This window comes from Proteinivorax tanatarense (assembly GCF_040267685.1).
Taxonomy (GTDB): Bacteria; Bacillota; Proteinivoracia; order Proteinivoracales; family Proteinivoracaceae; genus Proteinivorax; species Proteinivorax tanatarense.
In genome coordinates, this window is the sequence record NZ_CP158367.1 from 1716830 (window position 1) to 1737570 (window position 20741).

The window sequence follows — 20741 nt, forward strand, 5'->3', positions numbered from 1 at the left end:
ATTATTCAGTATAATGGTATAGATGGGGGTGATATTTTATGACTCGACAAGTTCAAAGCAAAAATAAAAACAACTCTAAAATTAAGCTAAAAATGAGCTCAAAGTTATTAAGAATACTTAAGCTAACTTGGATTCCTGCTCTATGTGTTTTGTTATTCGCAATAGGCATGCAGGTAGGCATAAGCTACATTTGGGAAGCAGGTAGCGTTACTACAGAACCCGTTCTTAATAGCATTACTGCTATATGGAATGATGAACACGAGCATGAGGTCAGTTACAGCTGGAACAAAAACGAAGAAATTTCTGCAGATGTTATAAAAGAAAGAAATGATGATGCAGCAACATTGGTAGTAACAACTCATGAAGGTGAATCTAAATCTTTTGAGCTAAGTTATGGTATTGAAAGAGATGAAGATGATAGCATTATTAAAAGATATTTAATAGTAAACGGTGAAAAAGTTAGAAGTGTTGAAGGTGAAGAAGAAGCCATAGTTTATAATGTTCCTGGTTCTCCTATAGATTACAACCTTTTTTCTAAAGACATGTGGTCTGGTTTTTGGCAAGCTATTAAAAATTTTTAACAATTTTTGCTATTATAGAACTAGTACTATTGTGTAATAATATAGTTAGATATAAAAAATTAATTAAAAAATTGTTTTACCCCTTGACTGCGGTTTAAAAATGTTTTATACTAGATATCGTTGTCGGGGCGTAGCGCAGTTTGGTAGCGCATCTGGTTTGGGACCAGAGGGTCGGGGGTTCAAATCCCTCCGCCCCGACCAGTGAATGATTAGCCGACGTAGCTCAATTGGCAGAGCAGCTCACTTGTAATGAGCAGGTTGCGGGTTCGAGTCCCATCGTCGGCTCCAATTGGGAGAGGTTCCCGAGTTGGCCAAAGGGGGCAGACTGTAAATCTGCTGGCTCCGCCTTCACTGGTTCGAATCCAGTCCTCTCCACCATAACGTTGGGCCGTCGCCAAGTCGGTAAGGCACGGGACTTTGACTCCCGCATGCGTAGGTTCGAGTCCTGCCGGCCCAGCCATTTTTTTTGCTAATTGCGAGCCATTAGCTCAGTCGGTAGAGCACCTGACTTTTAATCAGGGTGTCCCGTGTTCGAATCGCGGATGGCTCACCATAAAGATTATTTAAGTGTGTTAAGATAGTATATCTTAACACACTTTTTTTATATGTAAAGAATATAAAATCCGACTAATCTATGCCCTACTCAAGGACAAATAAATTAATCGGATTTTTATATTAACTTAAAACTTTAAAACTAAATTTTTTTATAAAAAAAGGTATCTAAAGACTTAAAAGCTAGATTATCAGCAAAGAATATTTGTTCGGTACTTCCCACAAATAATATACCATTATCATTTAACGAGTGATTAAATCTTTTATATATGTCTTTTTTAGTTGATTCTTTAAAATATATCATTACATTTCTACAAAGTATTAAGTCAAAATTTCCAGGATACTTATTCTCTAAAAGATTATGTTTATCAAAACTTATGTTTCTTTTCAACTTTGGATCTACTGAAAACTGATTATTGTCAACGTCTATATACTTATCATATCGACTAGGAATGCCAGATTTTTCTTTTAAGTTATACACTCCTTTTTTGGCTTTACTTAATATTTTCTCATCTATATCAGTTGCTAATATTTCGTATTTTAACCCTTTATTTTCAAAAAGCATGGCCAGTGAATATGGTTCTTGGCCTGAGGAACAAGCGGCGCTCCACACTCTAATTTTATCTTTTCCATTGGCAATTAATGGCAATACCTTTTGTTCTAGTACCTCCCAACGCTCTCTGTTACGAAAAAACTCTGAAACATTTATCGTTACTCGATCCAAGAATTCTTCTAGCGCTTGTGGAGATGTTTTAATCAGTTTTATATACTCATCATAGCTAGCTAGTGACCTTTTTTCGATCAAGGAATCTAACCGCCGTTTCATCTGTTTTTCTTTATAATTACTTAGATCAATTCCTGTTATTTTAAATACTTTGGTAGTAAAGTCATTATAGTTTTGTTCTGTTAGCATATATAAGTCCTCCCAGTATGTATTTTAACTTTATTATTTATTCTATATTTTATGGTTAAATCCTTTTTTAATTGAAGAATAGTAAAGTTAATAGTTTTTGTTTGAAAATTACTCCGTTATTAAGTGAAACTTCAAAAGTTTCTCTTATCTTCTGTTTTGTCTGTTTAGAATAACTTGGATAGTACAAAATGCAAATGTCTGCTTTAAACGAAATAACTCTGTTTGAAAGCAGACATTTTATTAAATATTTTATATATTATTTTTTAAAGAAAAACAGTCCAAAAGCTAGAAGTATCAAAGTAACTAAACCTGTGAATATAAGTATACTAATCGGTCCAAATTGATGAATTAAAGGCACAGAAGCTGCAGTAAAAAGTCCTCCTCCTACAAATGGTTCAAACATCAACTGTTTATAGCCAAATGATTCAAGTGCTGGGGATTTATTTTCAGGATCAGCTACTCGCATTAGCATAAGTCCTGTTGCTGTTACCCCCATTGACTGACCGAAATCACCAATGCCCCTCTCAAACCAATAAGACGGCAGAATTTTAGGTGCAAGAAGCCAAAAGGCAAAGGTGGTCCATAGAATACCTCCTAACGCTAGAACTGTAAAAGGGATTATGTTGTCGGCAATTACCGAAAGATTAAGAGTTGCCAATGCACTAACTATTAAAATATCAAGGGCAAAACCTTGTATTCTAGCTATTAAATCAGCATCTAGGGTGTTGTATTTGTCTGTTTTGTCCAACATAAACTGAGTTATTATCCCTCCAAGCATTGCTAGTGGAAATAACGGCACATAAATAAATAGGTACACTCCTGTGATGGCTCCCCAAGTAGCTGCCTCTATCAATATAAAGCCTTGTAAAATTGCGTATCCAATCAAAATTGATACAGCTATATATCCAAAGTGAAGTGACAAAGGCTCTATTGACTCTGCCCTTGTACTTAAGTAGCCAGCCGGGCTTCTTTGATCTAACTCCGTTAATCCTTTTTTCTCGATATCGTCCCTTGAATTTATATTATTTTTTATGCTGAGCTTATTTTTTCTTATCCCTAAATTAATAAAAGTTATGCCTATTATTGCGCCACCCAGCACTCCAACTGTTGCCAGACCTATAGCTAAAGCTTCACCATCTTCAAAGCCCATTTCTGCAAAGGTATTCCCTAAACCTGCTGCAGTTCCATGGCCTCCTACAAAAGCAATTTCAATTAACGCACCTGCTAAAGGGCTAACGTCAAATACAGGACCTAAAAATAAAATTACAAGTAAAAGCCCCACTACATACTGGCCAAAAGAGATAATATAGCCTAGTACTACTTGAGGTCCGGCAAGTTTCCACACTTTATTTAAGCTTGGAAGTGCTTGTCCCAAAAAAAGAGCTGCAAACACTATATTTATCATTAGCGAAGGCAGAGCGCTCCATGTGGTCAAGCTATATTCGGGGAACAGTCCTGCCTCAAACCACAGACTAATACGTGACAAATCAAAATGTCCTAAAACTTCTGGCCCTAGTATCAAAGCTAAAAAACCAGCTATCAAGGAACTAGGTAGAAATAAGTTCTGCAAAATAGGGGTTTTAATTCTGATTAATTTTCCTATAACTAATAATAATCCTAATAATAATAAACTAAATCCTATTGCGCCTGCTGTCATATAAAAACCTCCCTTTTGTTCTTTAGTTATATAGAATACAAATTGTAAAATAAAACTTCAATCAATGAAATTAGCTTTTCCCCACCCTGATTGCTAGTTAAACCTACTAAAATTAACTACAAAATTGCTAGGCTTAAGTGTAGTTTAACTCATTGTAACTTTTTCCTACCTGTATTTAACAGCAATGAAATCATTTATTTTATACAAGCTCCCTATATTGTATTATCTGTTATAACTTTTAAAAGTATTTACAAGAGTATAAAACAGAAGATTCCTCAATAGCCCTAGGCTACTGAGGAATCTTCAATTTCTTGTTTGATTGCTGAAAGCATATCATCACAGTTTTGTTTTATGATGATTTTTGCAATTGGATTTAAAAGTGAAGCAATCATAGGAACACCAAATTCAAAATCTACATCTAATGTTACCCTAGTTTGATCATCTTCCGTTGTTAGCTTCCAACTTCCTTCAAACTTTTTAAGGTCCCCTTCTACCAGAGAGTACGTTATTATATAATTATTTGGATCAAAAAGATCTTTTTCCTTCCAATTAAAAGGTTTGCCTTTTAAAACTGTTTTCCATTGGGTAATTGTAAAACCTTCCCCTTGTTCAATAACTTCTACGGAATTTACATTTTCCATGAAATTAGGATACCCTTCCATGTCACTGACGATCTTATATACCTTTTCTATATCCTTTGTATCAATATTTATACTAGACTCTATATATGGCATAACTACCCTCCTTTCTAATACCGGGGAATAAATTCCCCTCTACGTTTTGGAACGCTACATATACCGTAGATACTATTTTCCCGGGATATATTCCCTCTACGTTTTAGGACGTTACATAAACTGTAGCAATTGCATACTGTTTCTAAGGAGTGTGTTTCCCCTTTACTACCTAAACTATCGAAAACATCTATCTCCTGCATATCTATACCATCCCCAACGTAGCAGGTAATTTATTGCCTGCGGACATCGAAGGGTACAGGTTCAAGACATGATTAACACTTTTGGTTCAGGACATGGTTAACACTTCTTGTTATTTTCTTCATTTTGAATAGTGTAAAACTTATAGGTTTGCAAGTCAATTTCACCTAATAAAAATCTGTTAAACCAAACATTTAGTCTGTTATGTTCATCTTTTTGACTCAAGCCAACGTGATAGCCATATAACGCATAACTTAATGTTATTTCTATGGATTTGATTTTCACTGCACCGTTTGAATTTACCTTCCTTCGCTCAAAACTGACCGGATAAATAATCTCATCCACATTGCCATTATATTTAATTTCAGATGGCGTGTACCTATCACTTGGCGTTTGATAGTCTAGTGCCTCATGAGGCCTTACATGATTAAACTCTCTTCTCCATTCTTCAACTATCTTTTGGTTGTGGGAATAAGTACTGTTATTAATTTTTTGGACCTCAGCTTTTAGATCTCTGTGCATTCTTTCGTGACCGCCATTTTGCTGAGGCTTGGCAACTTCTGTCCTATCTGGAATAATTCCCAGTGACATCCACCAAGCTGATAACCTAGTTAGTCCTAATAAACTCCCTCTATGCGCAAAAGGTGTGCCGTTATCACTTCTAATGGTTTTTGGAAGGCCATACTTTTTAAATACCTCTTCAAACACTTCTTTTACAGGTTCTGTGGCTTGTCTTTGCAATAATCGTGTCGCAAGAAGGTATCTACTATCGTCGTCTCTGATAGTTAAGGGGTCACATTTTTTGTTATCAGTGGAGTACCACCAACCTTTAAAGTCGACCGACCAAACATCGTTAGGTTTTTCAGGCTGGATAAGCTGCCTAAGCGCATCTTGGTTAGTATCAGCTCTTTTAACTCTTCTTTTTTTAACTAACCCAGCTTTTTCAAAAATTCTTTTTATGCTACTTTCAGAAGGTACGCTTTCAAAAGGATAATTTTTTTCGAAAATCTTTTGTATCTTACGGGCTCCCCAGGAGGGGTGAGCATGTTTAATATTTAGTATTTTTATAATGCAGTCTTCTGATAACTTTTGGGGGCTCTCCTTGGGCCTTTTACTTAGGTCCCTTAATCCTTGAAGCCCATATTGTTCATACCTGTGTTTCCACTTGTAACCTGTATTTCTACTTATGCCATATTCAGCACATAGGTCTGTAAAAGATATTTTTTCGGTTAGTGCACGGTTAACAAACTCTTCTCTTTGATCCACTTTACTTTTCTCCTCCCATGGCATTAGGTGAAACCTCCTTATGAATTTTCACCTAACATTTTATATGATTTGTTAACCATGTGTTGGACCATTTTTGTTAACCATGTCCTGACCGAACAAAGCCCAAATGGCTCCCACTTCTAACCTCTCACTTCTCACTACTCAAAACACTTCTCACTACTCAAAACTATTAGCTTAGGCTTCAGCAAATTTATGCTAATCTTCCTCTTATCCCGGGGAATGAATTCCCCTCTACGTTTTAGGACGTTACATATACTGTAGCAATTGCATACTGTTTCTAGGGAGTGTGTTTCCCCTTTACTACCTAAACTCGAAAAACACCCATCCACAGCACATCTATACCATCACCAACGTAGCAGGTAATTCATTGCCTGCGAACATAGAAGCCCAAATGGCTCCCACTTCTAACTTCTCACTTCACACTACTCAAAACTATTAGCTTAGGATTCCACAACTTTATGCTAATCTTCCTCTTATCCCGGGGAATGAATCCCCCTCTACGTTTTGGAACGCTACATACTGTAGATACTGTTTCCTCGGGGGAATAAATCCTCTCTGCGTTTTAGGACGTTACATATACTGTAGCAATTGCATACTGTTTCTAAGGAGTGTGTTTCCCTTTAACTACCTAAACCATCGAAAAACACCCATCCACAGCACATCTATACCACCACCAACGTAGCAGGTAATTCATTGCCTGCGGACATAGAAGCCCAAATGGCTCCCACTTCTCACTACTCATAACACTTCTCACTACTCAAAACTATTAGCTTAGGCTTCAGCAAATTTATGCTAATCTTCCTCTTATCTCGGGGAATGAATTCCCCTCTACGTTTTGGAACGCTACATACTGTAGATACTGTTTCCTCGGGGGAATGAATTCCCCTCTACGTTTTAGGACGTTACATATACTGTAGCAATTGCATACTGTTTCTAGGGAGTGTGTTTCCCCTTTACTACCTAAACTATCGAAAAACACCCATCCACAGCACATCTATACCACCACCAACGTAGCAGGTAATTCATTGCCTGCGAACATAGAAGCCCAAATGGGTCCCACTTCTCACTTCACACTACTCAAACGGTAATTCATTGCCTGCGGACATCGAAGCCCAATGGTTCCCACTCCTAACCTCTCACTTCTCACTACTCAAAACACTTCTCACTACTCAAAACTATTAGCTTAGGCTTCAGCAAATTTATGCTAATCTTCCTCTTATCCCGGGGAATGAATTCCCCTCTACTTTTTGGAACGCTACATACTGTAGATACTGTTTCCTCGGGGGAATAAATCCTCTCTGCGTTTTAGGACGTTACATATACTGTAGCAATTGCATACTGTTTCTAAGGAGTGTGTTTCCCCTTTACTACCTAAACTATCGAAAACACCTATCTCCTGCATATCTATACCATCCCCAACGTAGCAGGTAATTTATTGCCTGCGGACATCGAAGCCCAAATGGGTCCCACTTCTAACCTCTCACTTCACACTACTCACTACTCAAAACACTTCACACTACTATTCTTATAAATCTTCAACAAATGGTTGCGTGGCTTGTAACCCTTCTTCAAGTATGGACAGCACCTTATCTATCTCATCCTTTGTAATAGTTAGAGGAGGCTCAATGCGAATTATTTTCTCATTATTTAAGGTATATGCTACTAAAAGTCCCCTCTCAATGGACTCGCTCATTAACATCCCACCGATACCTTCTTTTGTAAATTCAAGACCTAATAACAACCCCATTCCTCTAACTTCCTCTATTAAGTCGGGATATTTATTTTCCAATTTTCGTAGACCATTTAAAAAATACTCACCGTTTTCAGCAGTTTTTTCTATTAAGTCCTTTTCCTGTATAAATTTAATAGTTTCCATTGCTGCAACACATGCCAAAGGATTACCACCAAAAGTAGATGTGTGTAGCATAGGAGCATCTATATACTTTTCCCAAAGCTTATCTGTTGCTACATATGCACCAATAGGCATAACACCCCCACCAAGAGCTTTGGCGAGGCAGATAATATCTGGGGTAATATCATAATGCTCACAAGCAAACATTTTACCTGTCCTTCCCATACCTGTTTGAACCTCATCAACAATTAACAAAATGTTGTTTTGGTCACATAACTTTCGCAGCTGTTTAACATAATTATTGGGAGGAACTATTATCCCGCCTTCACCCTGTATTATTTCTATAATTATCGCTGCTGTTTCTTGATTTATCTCATTTTCAATTGCTTCAATATCACCGAAAGGTACATGCTTAAAACCAGGCAACAGTGGCATAAACGGTTCTTTAAACAAGTCTCTTCCTGTTGCACTAAGTGCTCCTAAAGACTTGCCATGAAAACCACCTTTAGTGGCAATTACTTCTTTTTTGCCTGTTGCGATTTTCGCAAGCTTTAAAGCTCCTTCAACAGCTTCAGTACCACTATTACAAATAAAAGAGTATTTAAGGTCGCCAGGAGTAATATCTGCTAACAACTCACTTAACTGGGCCATTGGTCGATTAATAAGTATTTTTGAAGAAAGAGCCATTTTATCTAGTTGAGATTTTACCGCTCCGACAACCTGACTATTACAATGCCCCACATTTATCGATCCATAGCCACCTAAGCAATCTATGTACTTTTTCCCTTCGTTATCATAGATGTATATTCCGTCAGCCTTTTCTTCGGTGTTTGCCAAACCCATGAATTTAAACAATCTTGCCATGGCTGGATTGACATATTCTTCATATTGACTTAAAGTTTTTTCAATGGAGTCAGCCATCATTTTACCTCCCTTATTATATTTTTACAAAGTAATATTATTACATTTTATATTCAAAGTATACCATTTTATTATTTCGTTAGCAATAAACCCTAATTTTACCAATGTGATTTAAATCATTTATAAAATTACTATTGATGTATAAACTATAACCATAAATAAAATAATGGAGGGTTACAATATGAATGCAATTGAACTAATGATAGAAGAGCATAAAGTAATTAAAAAGGTTTTATCTGCAATAAGAGCAGCTTCTATTACACTTTTAGACAGTAATAAGGTTGATTATGACTTCTTTACTAATGCTATAGATTTTGTTCGCAACTTTGCTGACAAGCATCATCACGGCAAAGAAGAGGAAATGTTATTTTATTTAATGCATAAGCACCTATCGGAAGAAGATGTTAAAGAACCTCTTAGTGGTATGTATGCAGAGCACGATCTAGGTAGGCTGTTTATAAGCAACTTAGAATACGCGTTAGAAAATCATCAAAACGGGAATAATGGTGCAAGAGTTGATATAATAGCCAATGCAATAGCTTATACCGACCTTTTAAAAAGGCATATCGACAAAGAAGATAATGCTATATTTAAGTTTGCTTTGCGTAGTTTAGATGACCATACTATTGAAGAACTTAATTCTACAGTTGAAAAATATGAAAAAGAAAAATCAGATACAGTAAAAAGATATCATCAAATGGCAGCAGATTTAGAAAAGAAAGTTAGTACGGGAGTTCGTTAAATAAAACAATTAGGTTTTAACTGCCTGTTGTCCCACTTGCAATCTTTGGATTCCCATCAGTTGTTAAGTGGGGCCTACAGCCTGTTAGCGAAAATGATGTTTAAACTGTATCTCTTTCTATTAAAGGTGTTTCTTTAATTGCTGAGGTTGCTAGCTGGTCACAACGTTCGTTTTCTGGGTGACCCGCATGGCCTTTAACCCAATTAAATTCCACATTATGTTTTTCCACTAATTCCAATAGTCTTTTCCATAAATCTGAATTCAATGCTGGTTTATTATTGGATCTTAACCAATTATTTTTTTCCCATTTATAGACCCATTTTTTGTTAATGGCATCTACTATATATTTAGAGTCAGAATAAACCTTTACATTACAACTTTCTTTTAAAGATTCCAACCCCTTTATTATCGCCATAAGCTCCATTCGATTATTGGTTGTAGAAGCATAACCCTGAGATTTTTCTTTTATGTGTTCTTTGTATTTCAGTACAAACCCATATCCTCCTGGGCCTGGATTACCAGAACAAGCTCCATCTGTATAAAGTTCAATTTCCTTCATGATTTTCACTTCCTTCTTTTTATGACTGATACACTTTAAATTTTAGATATTACATAACAAATCACATTAATTTTTTACCTCTATTTCCCCTCTTTTCATTACTGTTCTATTGACAAATCTTTGAAACTATTGTATTATATTTATTGTTGTATTGCAAATAATATCGGACTGTAGCGCAGTTTGGTAGCGCACCACGCTGGGGGTGTGGGGGTCGCAGGTTCAAATCCTGTCAGTCCGACCATTACTAATTTTAAAAAGTAAAGTTCTTGATTTTCAAGGACTTTTTTTGTGCTTAAGTTTAATTAGTCATCCAAACAATGATAATTTACAGATATTATTTACATATTCACCGCTTCAAGTTGTAATTTTCACAACGTATTTTAGCATACTGTCAATTTTCTAGGATTATAAAACTTAACTTAAATCCTTTAAAAGAACCCATTTGGAATACTAGCTAAGCTATAGTTTAAAAAAACCAGCAAAAGCCAATAAGCTTTTGCTGGTTTTTTTTTATAAAATTATAGCTATTAGCCCTCCATTACCTTCGTTAATTATCTTTTCTAAAGTTTCCTGAAGTTTTTCTTGGGCACTTGGTGGCATATTATCTAATTTCCCTTGAATACCACCTTTAACTAGGTCATGGAGTGATTTTCCAAATATGTTAGATTCCCAAATTTTCTCTGGGTTTTCTTCAAATTCATCCATAATATAATTAACTAGATCCTCACTTTGTTTCTCAGTCCCAACTACAGGAGCAAATTCCGATTCAACATCTACTCTAATCATATGAATAGACGGAGCACTAGCTTTTAATTTGACACCAAAGCGACTCCCTTGTCTGACAATTTCAGGTTCATCTAAACTCATCTCTTGCAGCTGAGGTGGCACTACACCATAACCAGTACCTTTTGCTTGTGTCAATGCTCCTTGAATAGCTTGATAATCTTTATTTACTTTTACTAACTCTCTTAACTGTGTTAATAAGTCTTCAGGGCCCTTTAGTTCTAATCCTGTTTGTTCTGAGGTGATTTTATAGAATAAATCTTCAGGGCATTCCATTCTAATTTTAGCTTGACCAGTTCCTAAATCAACATCATCTAGGTTGATATTCTCTAAAAATTCTTTACCTCTAACCTCCGCTATACCACTATCTAAGTCTCTTACTTTTTCAAGTTTTTCCATAAAATGCTTAACTATAGCATCGAATTCCTCTCTCAGCCAATGGTCTTGCTCTAACGTTTCTACCCAGTTAGGCATCTTTATCTTTACTTCTACTATTGGAAACTCAAATAATGCCTCCTGCAGTATCTCATTTATATCATCTACTGCTAATCGAGAAACATCCATGGGAACCACCGGTCTTTTGTATTTTTCCTCTAAGTCGTGTTTCAATAACATTGCATGCTCTCCTGTAGGGTCAGAAGAATTTAATAGCACAATAAAAGGCTTGTTAATTTCCTGTAGTTCGGCAATTACTCTTTCTTCTGCTTCGATATAGTCACTTCTATCCATTTCTGAAAAGCTTCCATCGGTGGTAACTACAACTCCAATCGTTGAATGGTCGGTGATGACTTTTCTTGTTCCGTACTCAGCAGCCTGTTGAAATGGTATTTCTTCCTCAAACCAAGGGGTGGATACCATTCTTTCCCCTCTCTCATCTGAATAACCAAAAGCCTTAGGTACAGTATAACCCACACAATCAACTAGTTTTACGTTCATGTGTAAATTATCGTTTATAGTAACAGTTACTGCATTTTCAGGTATAAATTTCGGTTCAGTAGTCATTATAGTCCTTCCACCACTACTTTGAGGCAGTTCGTCCTTAGCTCTTTCTTTTTCACCTTCATTTTCTATGTTTGGTAACACTAGCTGTTCCATAAACTTTTTAATAAAAGTTGATTTCCCAGTTCGAACAGGACCTACTATACCCAAATAAATGTTTCCACCAGTTCGTTCTACGATGTCTTTATAAAGATCAAATTCAGCCACCTTACATTACCTCCTCCTAAAAAAATTACAAATTAACTTACAAACTTTTTATTGTATATATATGCCTTCACAATACTATTATTACAAATAAAATAAATAGAGCTATTTTTTTATTTCGCCTAATATATAAAATAAAGCATGTAAGTAAGGAGGCTACCCAAAAAACACAAACTAAAAAAGGGCTAGTCCAAAATATTTTTAAGATATTTTTATGACAGCCCTTCTAGTTTTTACCAGTTTCCATCTTGTGGCATTACTACTTCTTCAATTTCTTTTGTTTTACCCCGTAGCATCAAGTCAGTAACTGCTTCTTTAGGGTCTTTATCCTCAAATAACACCTTATAAATTTGCTTAGATATAGGCATTTCTACTCCATACTTTTCCGCTAAATGATTTACACTTTTAGCTGTTTTAACACCTTCAACAACCATATTAGTTTCTGATAAGATTTCTTCTAAACTTTTCCCTTGGCCTAGTAAGTTGCCTGCTCGCCAGTTTCTGCTATGTTGGCTAGTGCAAGTGGCTACTAGATCTCCTATGCCAGAAAGTCCTGCAAAGGTCATTTTTTCACCACCCATTGCTACTCCCAACCTAGCTATCTCTGTTAACCCCCGTGTTAGTAAGGCAGATTTGGTATTGTCACCAAATTCCAAGCCATCTGAAATTCCAGCTCCTAATGCTATTATATTTTTTAATGCCCCACCAGTTTCTACACCGACAACATCAGGGTTGGTATAAACCCTAAGTTTAGGTCCCATAAATGCATCCTGTACAGCTTCAGCAACTTCTTTTTGTTTGGCTGCTACTACAGTTGCAGTGGGTATATCTTTGCCCACTTCTTCCGCATGATTGGGCCCTGACAAAACGGCAACAGGGTGATTTTCCCCTAATACATCCTGTATAACTTCAGACATCCGCAAAAGGGAGTTTTGCTCAAATCCCTTAGAAGCTGTAACAATAATAGTTTCTTTTGGTATTGTATTTTTGATTTTTTCACAGATAACTCGAACAGCCGAAGACGGCGTCACAATTACAACTATTTCACTTTCAGCAATACATTTATCTATAGATGAGGTTATTTCTACATTAGCGGGAATAATAGCACCTGGTAAATATTTAATATTTTCACGAACTTTATTTAGGTTCTTTGCAGATTCTTCCGTTCTAGTCCACAAAGAAACTTTTCTGCCGTTTTTAGCAAAGCTTGTTGCCAGCGCTGTTCCCCAACCTCCTGCTCCTAAAATTGAAATTTTTCTCAATGTTACTCCCTCCTTTAAATATCACCAATTTTCCTTTCCTGACCGTTTAAAAGTCTTGCAATATTTTGCCGATGGGTAAACCATGCTAAAATTGTTAAAATAAATGTGAGTACAGTATAATAAGCACCATTATCTACTAATAACATAATTAAAAACGGTGCTATCAAAGTAGCAACAAGTGATGCCAAAGACATATATCTAGTAATATAAATAATAGTAGCCATAAGAACAACTAAAATTATAAAAGAAGTAAATGACAAAGCTGCTATTACACCCAATGTTGAAGCTATACCTTTTCCCCCTTTAAAATTAAGAAAAATCGGCCAGTTATGTCCAATAATTACAGCAAGAGCTGAAAAAATTATTAATAATTCATTGTCAAATAATGATATAGCAATTGCAACTGCAAAGTATCCTTTTAAAATGTCCAATATTGATACCGCCGCAAAAGCCTTGATTCCTAAAACCCTATGAACATTTGTAGCTCCTGCATTTCCGCTACCATAATTTCTAATGTCTATACCGGAATGAAGTTTAGAAACAATATAAGCAAATGAAACTGAACCGATAATATAACTTACAATTATCCATAGCCAATTAAGCAATGTTATCCCTCCTTTTATTCACTTCTTTGTCTTACACCTATCCTTATCGGAGTCCCCTTAAATCCAAAAGTTTCTCGTAGTTGATTCTCTAAAAACCTAAGATATGAAAAATGCATTAAATCAGGGTCATTTACAAACATAACAAAAAAAGGTGGATTTACTGACACTTGACTTGAGTACATTATTTTCAGCCTCTTTCCTTTATCTGAAGGAGGTGGAGTTATAGATGTAGCTTCTATGATGATTTCATTAAGTAAGCTTGTTGGTATTCTAGTACAGGCATTTTCATACACTTCCTCAGACATAGATATAAGCTTAATAACTCTTTGACCTGTCTTAGCAGACACAAAAAGGATTGGAGCATAATGTAAAAAAGGTAGTTCTCTTCTAACTTCTTTTGTAAAATCATTAGTAGTTTGATTATCTTTTTGAACTAAATCCCATTTATTTACGGTGATAATCGTTGGCTTCCCTTGTTCATGGGCAATACCTGCTATTTTTTTATCCTGTTCTGTTATACCATCTTCTGCATCAATTACTAAAAGAGCAACATTACACCTTTCTATACTTCTTATGGCACGAAGTACACTATAATACTCAATTCCCTCAGAAATTTTACTTTTTCTACGCAAACCAGCAGTATCTACTAAAATGTATTCTTTGTCTTCATAGATAAATTTACTATCTATAGCATCCCTTGTAGTTCCTGGGATATCGCTAACAATTACTCTTTCTTCCCCTAATAATCTATTTACCATCGAAGACTTTCCTGCGTTTGGTTTTCCGATAAACGCTAACTTTAAACTATCTTCATCCTCTTCTGCAGGTGAGCCTGCGGGGAAATTATCGACAATTTCATCTAATAGTTCTCCAACTCCTAAACCATTAGATGCTGAAATAGCAGTTAAGGAGTCAAATCCCAGAGTATAGAACTCATATATGTCACTTTCTTGTTTTTTATACTCTTCAATTTTATTCACAGCTAAAACTACGGGTTTATTTACTTTTCTTAAAATAGACGCTATGTACTGATCCTCAGCTGTAACTCCAACTCTCCCATCTACAACATAAATTATCACATCACATTCATCAACAGCTATTTGTGCTTGTTTTGTTACTTCACCTGCTAAAGAGTCTTCCTTTTCAAAAACCATACCTCCGGTATCAACTACATAAAAACTATTGTTTAACCATTGGGCCTTACTATAAAGCCTATCCCTAGTGGCCCCAGGCTTATCCTCTACAATGGCAAGTCGCTCTGATACCAATCTATTAAACAAAGTTGATTTTCCAACGTTAGGTTTTCCTACTATAGCTACTACTGGTAGTCCCATTTTTTCCCTCCTAAAATTTCTATAATCTCACTAGGCTGATCTACAGCTTTTATCTTAGTGTTAAGTTTTTGCTCTAACTCATTTAATGTCCAACCATCTAAAAAAATTGGGTTATCATCTTTTAAGCAACTTCGAGGAATAAAAATTATATCTCCTGATATTTTATCTTTAAGAGAGTTAAATATATCCTGCCCAGTTAAAAGTCCTGCTACAGTTATTGAACTTCCAAAAAACGAATTTTCTACCATGATGCATTGACTATTTACATTGGAAATTCTATTTAATGTAGAATCCAGACTTTTAACATAATTATATGCCGACTTTGATGTAACTAAGGTTAGCTGCCATTTTTTATGAACCTTAGGCAAACTTTTTTTGACTAATTTTAAATCTTCCATAAATAATGAAATTATTCCAATTCCATTTTCTAACTGAGGATAATCTTCATAATATTCCTTTGAAGGGATATCAGTCTGTGAATTAACGTAGAATTCGTCAGCAGCGTAAATTATTGATTTTCCACACTTTCTTTTATATCTATTTCTATAATAGTCAATAACTTGTATTACTTTTTTACTTTCTTCTTTATTAAACTTTTTAAGCGGGAAGCAACTAGTTCGGTGTGATGTCAATCCTACAGGAACCGCCGATAAAGATAGAAGACTAGGAATTAATTCTTCTAAATCCGTTAAAGTTTTTTCTAGATGTTTTCCATCATTTAAGCCTGGACATAAAACCAATTGTCCGTGAAAATCAATACCTGCATTGGATAATTTATTTAAAATTTGGGTTATTCCTTTTGCTTTGGGAGTTCCCATTAGTTTTTCTCTAGTTTCATCTTCGCTGACATGTATGGATATGTATAAAGGGCTTAGATTTAACTTAATAATCCTTGAAATCTCTTGTTGTGTCAAATTAGTCAAGGTTACATAATTACCATATAAAAAAGATATGCGGTAATCATCGTCTTTAACCCCTAAAGTCTTTCTCATCCCTAGTGGTAGTTGATCTATAAAACAAAAAACACAGTTATTGTGACAGCTCTTGATTTTATCTAATACTGGATTTTCAAAAATTATTCCTAGATCTTCGTGAAATTCTTTTTCAATTTCAAAAATATATTGTTCACCATTGGATTTTTCAATACAAAGACTAATATATTCTTCTGTTTGTAATAAGTTATAATCAATTATATCTTCTGGAACTTGATCATTTATTGCTACAAGAAAATCTCCCTTTTTTATTTTCAGCTGATGAGCAATTGAGTTGGTTGCTGTATCTTTTATTTTATGTTTCATTATATAGTTTCACCTCTGTTTGTTATAACATGTTTAATTATCATATAAAACTATATTTTAGTCAAGATATTGGTGTTTCCTGAACTTATTTGTTTTGCTGCATCAACTGCTTTTATCAATTCTTCCTCTGAATTTATTATGCCTGTTGCAGTTATTGATGTGCCTAATGTTTTAAAATTTAAAACTTTAGATATAAAGCCACCCAGTTTAACGTAAAAAGAAATATTCACTAGGCAATCTATCAATATATAATTATCGTCTCTAATTTTATGGGCTGCTAAAAAGTTTTCTGCAAATTTCACAATCAGCTTTTTATTTTTTCCTAAACCAACAAAATATATTTTATTACCTTTTTTATCTTCCCCTAATTTAATTGGTATCCCTCGATTTTCGGGAATGGTTAAATCAAAGTAGGGGAGTTTTAATATTTTTTCTTTTGTTAAAGGAGGGGAAATTATCTTTAAATGCAATGCTGCTGCTACTACAGAACTATGTGCTCCACCGTAACAGTAATAGAAAATTTTCATTTTTGTTTTCCCTCCTCTAGCTCTTTTATATTTTGTTCTACTAGATTTACAATATTAAAAAAAGCCCTTTGGGTACCAAAGATAACCAAAGGGCGACCAACTGCTTTTAATCCTAAAGCCCTAGATAAAAATCCTCCTATTCGCATATGCCAGTTTACTGCAGGCATTGTGTTAACAAAAATATATTCATCGCTATTTACTCCCATAACCGCCGCAATATTTTTGACACATTTTTGGGAAAATTCTGGTTCACTTTCTAGACCCACTGAATAAACTAAGTTTCCCCGATAATCTGTTCCTATAAATTGAAGAACACCATGGTCGCCTGCCTTTTGTGAATCATAGAAAGCTAAAGATAAAAGTGTTTTAGCTTTAGGTACTTTGTGTTTTTCTATAAGACCACAATGTACGTAACCAGATAAAACTGAAGAGTGGGAACCTCCATAGCAATTATAGATTATTTTCAATCCTAACTCCCCCTAATGTTTTACTAGCATTAACACTCCATTTTCTAAGTCATGAAGCACAGACATGGTTATTCTAGAAATATACATGGAGATTTTTTGCTGTTCTTCCTTATTTTTAGCTATAAATATAGGTGCCATACCTCCTTGAATAACTTTATCTTTACTGTCTTCTGTTACCACTATAGCAACTATCACTCTAACTAATTCTGTACTCATAGCTAACCCTCCTCCTGTTTAATGTGCCTACCAACTCCTGATAAGCTAGGCTTTGCAATGGCACTTTCTAGAACAGGGGTCCTTTCTACAGCATCTATTAAATCTTCAATAGTGCCATGGGTGGGAACTATATATAGTGCTACATAACCATTATCTTCATTTCTTCTAGCTAAGGGAGTAAACTCCGGAGTGTCCACATCTTTATATATACCCATAAGTTTTGAAGCGATATGAACTAGTGCCTGTCTTTGTCCGACGTTTCCTAAAGTTGCAACCGCATCGGCATCTTTGGGTTTTATCATTACTGCTAACCCTTTTTCCAAAATCGTTTCTTTAGCTTCCTTAAGACCAATATTCATAATTTGAATGTCATCTACAAAAAGATTTGCATCATCAAATCTAATCTCAGCTTGGTCAACATCAGCTATATCAATTATCCGTTCTCCTTCCATCAATTTAAGTGCTCCATAAATTAGGCAAACTGCTATAGCTGCACCACCTAAAAGACCCCAGTAAATTGTTGTAAACTCTATGATTAAAGTGGTCACAAGGCTGGTAAAGATGGCTATCAAAATGACCAAATAATTTCTTGCCTCAAATGCTCTAGCAACTCCTTCTATAAAGTCTTCCCCTCGGGGAACCAGTTCAGTAACTTCAAGTTTTTGTAATGTTTCTCGCTCCATGTTTCTAATTTCTCTAAATTGTTGAGCTGCCAAAGCCAGAAAAGTTACAGCAGCAAAGTCTTGATCAATTAGAGCCGGTATTGCCACCGACCCAAGTGCTGCTGCTATAAATCCTAAAGATAAATGAATTAATGAACCGTGTGGGTTTGTTGGGTATTGTCGATAGTCTGTTTTCAACATTATGAAACGAGATAAAGTGCCCACAAAAGTTGAAAAAGCAACAATATATAGATATTGGTCCATTACTTATCACCATCATCTTTTTTATCTTTGTCTTTTTTTTGTTTTTTCAGTTGATTTGCAAATTCTTTAGTAGTGAAGTTTTTTAATTTACTTCCAACTTCACCAATTCCACCACTGTTTATTACTAAAAATGCTATCCCACCTACTGCTGCTATACCTAAAATCCATAAAATACTTCTACCTGCAGTTCCAAGTCCCCCACCAGCGTCTCCTCCATCGCCTGGGTCCGCCAAAATACCTGCTTGTCCATCACCTTCTCCCTCCCCATTTTGGGCTTGACCATTATATATTTCCTGCTCAACCACATCTGCAAAAGCGGTTATTCCCTTTTTTGCCAACTCTTTCTCTTGAGTGTAGGTTCCAACTTCTAACAAAATAGCCCTAGGCGATAAGTCTTGATTATAAGAACCATTAGCCATGAATATACCTTTCATTAGACCTGGATGTAGTTCATCTCCAGTAGCTTTTAATGACTCTGCAAACCTTTCAGTTTCTGCCATGTTTTGATTTTGTTGGCCTACTACTAACATGACTTGAGCTACCTCTTCTCCATCCGCTTCTCCTGCATACTGTTCTTCAGGTACGGCATCACGGTGAACATCAAAAAGAGCTGCTGGGTTTTCCTTTAAAAGTTCTTCCACCGTTCTTCTAGATCTTTTATAAGCTCCTGAGTCATGAGGATCATGGGCTTGCTCAGAAAAAATAACTTCATATCCCCTATCTCCCATCTCATCTTTAAACCTTTCTCCAACGTCAAAAATCCCGCCATCTTCATCTATACTTTCAGTACCGTCTGTTGGAACATAAGATTCGTCTGAGTGTGTATGATATATCGCTATGGGACCTTGACCGTTGTTTTCTCCTTGTGCAGAAGAAACAAAAGCAATTCTAGATCTTAAGCCTGTAATAAAACTAGGACTACTTTCTTGATACTCAAAATTCCTTAAAGTAACCTCCTTCACTAAACGAGCATCAGCTCTTAACTGTTCATTGTCTACTTGGTATACCTCATAAAGATTATTGTCAGAGCAAATAAAACGATCGTCAACATGTATAATCCTAGCCGTTTTCATAACCACTTCATCCTCAGGTCCGTACATTGTATAGTACTGACCTTCCCTTAGTTCTGTTTGAGAGGCAAGATCAAAAAAATCTTCTATAATATTGTCTGCTTCGACTACATTAGTTTTTTCAGTAAACAGAATTGGAGTCATAAGCAATAAAATCATTATAATGATAATCGAACCTAATTTTCTCATGCTTTGTAAACCCCCTACTTTTTTTTGCCTTTTTTGCGTTTCTCATCTAAGGATGCAACTTTTCCTTTTGTTTTTTTATCATCTTTCTTTAGCATATTAGCTAACTCTACGCCTTTAAGGTTTTTCTTTAACTCTTCAGGCCGGTCTTCGCTTGGTCCTCCTTGAATCCTTTCTCTTGTTTCTCCTATGAGTTCTGCTAAAGCTACAGCTAATATACCGGCAATTACTACAGAATCAAAAATTCCTGCTCCGCCTATAACAGTTGATGCTTCACCTCCGTCTATGGCTACTGACACTACATAGAAAATATCTGTTAGCACCACACCCATTATTCCTGCTATAAACGCACTTCTTCGGGAGCGTCCAGCTAAATACCCTACTATACCAGCAACGATTGGATACATATATAATGGGTCTATAACCATAGCTCCTGGCTCTTCAGGCATATATCTCTCTACACCCCATACCGCTACTGCTGCCACTAAGGATGCTATAGCTGCTCTTACTCGCTCTTTTGTTGTGTTTGCTTTATAAAACAAATAACCTACCAAAATTAATGGAACCAAGCCACCACCGATATTTATCCCTAAATTATTACCTAACGGAATATCCGGCAAGTAGGCTCCTATAAACATAGCAGCTATAAACGCTAGAGCTGCTTTATCGGTTAATCTCAATCTATCTAGTATCCTCTGGGCAAAACCAAAAAATACTAACACTGCAACTATTGTGAGAACAATAGGTCCAACTGGCATGTTTTTTCCTCCTTTTGCTTGTTGTTCATTAAATATATTTTCCTTAGCGATAATAAGGTATGTATGTTTTTGATAAAAAAATAAAAATGCGGGGAATTCCCGCATTTTTA

The 20741-nt window shown here is 35.7% G+C and carries 19 protein-coding genes and 6 tRNA genes; 8 read left to right on the plus strand and 17 right to left on the minus strand.

Annotated features, from left to right (window positions below; all coding sequences use genetic code 11):
• The first annotated feature begins 38 nt into the window (after positions 1 to 38).
• From PRVXT_RS08455 to PRVXT_RS08480, 6 genes are all read left to right on the plus strand, one after another.
• Entirely contained in the window at positions 39 to 581 is a 543-nt protein-coding gene (locus PRVXT_RS08455) for a hypothetical protein (protein WP_350342447.1), read from the plus strand.
• Between the two features lie 124 nt (positions 582 to 705).
• Positions 706 to 782, plus strand: a tRNA-Pro gene (locus PRVXT_RS08460).
• An 11-nt stretch (positions 783 to 793) separates the two neighbouring features.
• Positions 794 to 869: transfer RNA gene (locus PRVXT_RS08465), tRNA-Thr, on the plus strand.
• Positions 870 to 873: 4 nt separating this feature from the next.
• A tRNA-Tyr gene (locus PRVXT_RS08470) sits at positions 874 to 959 on the plus strand.
• Positions 960 to 965: 6 nt separating this feature from the next.
• Positions 966 to 1041 (plus strand) — tRNA-Gln (locus PRVXT_RS08475).
• A gap of 17 nt (positions 1042 to 1058) precedes the next feature.
• Positions 1059 to 1134: transfer RNA gene (locus PRVXT_RS08480), tRNA-Lys, on the plus strand.
• A 141-nt stretch (positions 1135 to 1275) separates the two neighbouring features.
• Here the strand turns inward: PRVXT_RS08480 and PRVXT_RS08485 are convergent.
• From PRVXT_RS08485 to PRVXT_RS08505, 5 genes are all read right to left on the minus strand, one after another.
• Positions 1276 to 2046, minus strand: a complete 771-nt coding sequence (locus tag PRVXT_RS08485; protein ID WP_350342448.1) for a CheR family methyltransferase — start codon at positions 2044 to 2046, stop codon at positions 1276 to 1278.
• A gap of 256 nt (positions 2047 to 2302) precedes the next feature.
• Positions 2303 to 3703 (minus strand): sodium/glutamate symporter, encoded by a 1401-nt coding sequence (locus PRVXT_RS08490; protein ID WP_350342449.1) that lies wholly within the window; start codon positions 3701 to 3703, stop codon positions 2303 to 2305.
• Positions 3704 to 3987: 284 nt separating this feature from the next.
• A complete protein-coding gene (locus PRVXT_RS08495) occupies positions 3988 to 4437 on the minus strand; it encodes a type II toxin-antitoxin system RatA family toxin (RefSeq protein ID WP_350342450.1) in 450 nt (149 codons plus the stop codon).
• Between the two features lie 297 nt (positions 4438 to 4734).
• Entirely contained in the window at positions 4735 to 5925 is a 1191-nt protein-coding gene (locus PRVXT_RS08500) for an IS481 family transposase (protein ID WP_350342451.1), read from the minus strand.
• 1522 nt (positions 5926 to 7447) lie between these two features.
• Positions 7448 to 8695, minus strand: coding sequence for an acetylornithine/succinylornithine family transaminase (locus PRVXT_RS08505; RefSeq protein ID WP_350342452.1), 1248 nt, complete (start codon positions 8693 to 8695; stop codon positions 7448 to 7450).
• A 181-nt stretch (positions 8696 to 8876) separates the two neighbouring features.
• Between PRVXT_RS08505 and PRVXT_RS08510 the strand changes: the two genes are divergently transcribed.
• Positions 8877 to 9437 (plus strand): hemerythrin domain-containing protein, encoded by a 561-nt coding sequence (locus PRVXT_RS08510; protein ID WP_350342453.1) that lies wholly within the window; start codon positions 8877 to 8879, stop codon positions 9435 to 9437.
• Positions 9438 to 9537: 100 nt separating this feature from the next.
• Here the strand turns inward: PRVXT_RS08510 and rnhA are convergent, their stop codons facing one another.
• A complete protein-coding gene (gene rnhA / locus PRVXT_RS08515; RefSeq protein WP_350342454.1) occupies positions 9538 to 9996 on the minus strand; it encodes a ribonuclease HI in 459 nt (152 codons plus the stop codon).
• A 164-nt stretch (positions 9997 to 10160) separates the two neighbouring features.
• Between rnhA and PRVXT_RS08520 the strand changes: the two genes are divergently transcribed.
• Positions 10161 to 10237: transfer RNA gene (locus PRVXT_RS08520), tRNA-Pro, on the plus strand.
• Positions 10238 to 10506: 269 nt separating this feature from the next.
• Here the strand turns inward: PRVXT_RS08520 and spoIVA are convergent.
• The 11 genes from spoIVA to PRVXT_RS08575 form a co-directional block, all read right to left on the minus strand.
• A complete protein-coding gene (gene spoIVA, locus PRVXT_RS08525) occupies positions 10507 to 11985 on the minus strand; it encodes a stage IV sporulation protein A (RefSeq protein ID WP_350342455.1) in 1479 nt (492 codons plus the stop codon).
• Between the two features lie 230 nt (positions 11986 to 12215).
• Complete coding sequence (locus PRVXT_RS08530; protein WP_350342456.1) at positions 12216 to 13244, minus strand: NAD(P)H-dependent glycerol-3-phosphate dehydrogenase; 1029 nt, start codon at positions 13242 to 13244, stop codon at positions 12216 to 12218.
• 14 nt (positions 13245 to 13258) lie between these two features.
• The gene (plsY, locus tag PRVXT_RS08535) at positions 13259 to 13849 is read right to left on the minus strand and encodes a glycerol-3-phosphate 1-O-acyltransferase PlsY (RefSeq protein WP_350342457.1); all 591 of its coding nucleotides are present in this window, start codon (positions 13847 to 13849) and stop codon (positions 13259 to 13261) included.
• A gap of 14 nt (positions 13850 to 13863) precedes the next feature.
• Entirely contained in the window at positions 13864 to 15183 is a 1320-nt protein-coding gene (gene der, locus PRVXT_RS08540) for a ribosome biogenesis GTPase Der (RefSeq protein ID WP_350342458.1), read from the minus strand.
• Positions 15168 to 16481: a DUF512 domain-containing protein gene (locus PRVXT_RS08545; protein WP_350342459.1), complete on the minus strand. Its 1314-nt coding sequence runs from the start codon at positions 16479 to 16481 to the stop codon at positions 15168 to 15170. Before PRVXT_RS08545 ends, der begins: the two co-directional genes overlap by 16 nt.
• Positions 16482 to 16531: 50 nt before the next feature.
• A complete protein-coding gene (locus PRVXT_RS08550) occupies positions 16532 to 17008 on the minus strand; it encodes a DUF3189 family protein (protein ID WP_350342460.1) in 477 nt (158 codons plus the stop codon).
• Positions 17005 to 17475, minus strand: a complete 471-nt coding sequence (locus PRVXT_RS08555) for a DUF3189 family protein (protein ID WP_350342461.1) — start codon at positions 17473 to 17475, stop codon at positions 17005 to 17007. The genes PRVXT_RS08550 and PRVXT_RS08555 overlap by 4 nt, the downstream gene beginning before the upstream one ends.
• Positions 17476 to 17487: 12 nt before the next feature.
• Entirely contained in the window at positions 17488 to 17691 is a 204-nt protein-coding gene (locus PRVXT_RS08560) for a capping complex subunit for YIEGIA (protein WP_350342462.1), read from the minus strand.
• A 2-nt stretch (positions 17692 to 17693) separates the two neighbouring features.
• On the minus strand, positions 17694 to 18617 hold the full coding sequence (locus PRVXT_RS08565) for a YIEGIA family protein (protein ID WP_350342463.1): 924 nt from the start codon (positions 18615 to 18617) through the stop codon (positions 17694 to 17696).
• The gene (gene spoIIP / locus PRVXT_RS08570) at positions 18617 to 19876 is read right to left on the minus strand and encodes a stage II sporulation protein P (RefSeq protein WP_350342464.1); all 1260 of its coding nucleotides are present in this window, start codon (positions 19874 to 19876) and stop codon (positions 18617 to 18619) included. Before spoIIP ends, PRVXT_RS08565 begins: the two co-directional genes overlap by 1 nt.
• A gap of 14 nt (positions 19877 to 19890) precedes the next feature.
• Positions 19891 to 20631, minus strand: a complete 741-nt coding sequence (locus PRVXT_RS08575) for a DUF1614 domain-containing protein (RefSeq protein ID WP_350342465.1) — start codon at positions 20629 to 20631, stop codon at positions 19891 to 19893.
• Positions 20632 to 20741: the final 110 nt, after the last annotated feature.

Excerpts from the sequence above, each read along its gene's own strand:
- rnhA (WP_350342454.1), bottom strand. The coding sequence starts at position 9,996 with ATGAAGGAAATTGAACTTTATACAGATGGAGCTTGTTCTGGTAATCCA.
- PRVXT_RS08500 (WP_350342451.1), bottom strand. The coding sequence starts at position 5,925 with ATGCCATGGGAGGAGAAAAGTAAAGTGGATCAAAGAGAAGAGTTTGTT.
- PRVXT_RS08490 (WP_350342449.1), bottom strand. The coding sequence starts at position 3,703 with ATGACAGCAGGCGCAATAGGATTTAGTTTATTATTATTAGGATTATTA.
- spoIIP (WP_350342464.1), bottom strand. The coding sequence starts at position 19,876 with ATGAGAAAATTAGGTTCGATTATCATTATAATGATTTTATTGCTTATG.
- PRVXT_RS08565 (WP_350342463.1), bottom strand. The coding sequence starts at position 18,617 with ATGGACCAATATCTATATATTGTTGCTTTTTCAACTTTTGTGGGCACT.
- PRVXT_RS08575 (WP_350342465.1), bottom strand. The coding sequence starts at position 20,631 with ATGCCAGTTGGACCTATTGTTCTCACAATAGTTGCAGTGTTAGTATTT.
- PRVXT_RS08495 (WP_350342450.1), bottom strand. The coding sequence starts at position 4,437 with ATGCCATATATAGAGTCTAGTATAAATATTGATACAAAGGATATAGAA.
- PRVXT_RS08545 (WP_350342459.1), bottom strand. The coding sequence starts at position 16,481 with ATGAAACATAAAATAAAAGATACAGCAACCAACTCAATTGCTCATCAG.
- PRVXT_RS08505 (WP_350342452.1), bottom strand. The coding sequence starts at position 8,695 with ATGGCTGACTCCATTGAAAAAACTTTAAGTCAATATGAAGAATATGTC.
- PRVXT_RS08455 (WP_350342447.1), top strand. The coding sequence starts at position 39 with ATGACTCGACAAGTTCAAAGCAAAAATAAAAACAACTCTAAAATTAAG.
- der (WP_350342458.1), bottom strand. The coding sequence starts at position 15,183 with ATGGGACTACCAGTAGTAGCTATAGTAGGAAAACCTAACGTTGGAAAA.
- PRVXT_RS08560 (WP_350342462.1), bottom strand. The coding sequence starts at position 17,691 with ATGAGTACAGAATTAGTTAGAGTGATAGTTGCTATAGTGGTAACAGAA.
- PRVXT_RS08510 (WP_350342453.1), top strand. The coding sequence starts at position 8,877 with ATGAATGCAATTGAACTAATGATAGAAGAGCATAAAGTAATTAAAAAG.
- PRVXT_RS08550 (WP_350342460.1), bottom strand. The coding sequence starts at position 17,008 with ATGAAAATTTTCTATTACTGTTACGGTGGAGCACATAGTTCTGTAGTA.
- PRVXT_RS08485 (WP_350342448.1), bottom strand. The coding sequence starts at position 2,046 with ATGCTAACAGAACAAAACTATAATGACTTTACTACCAAAGTATTTAAA.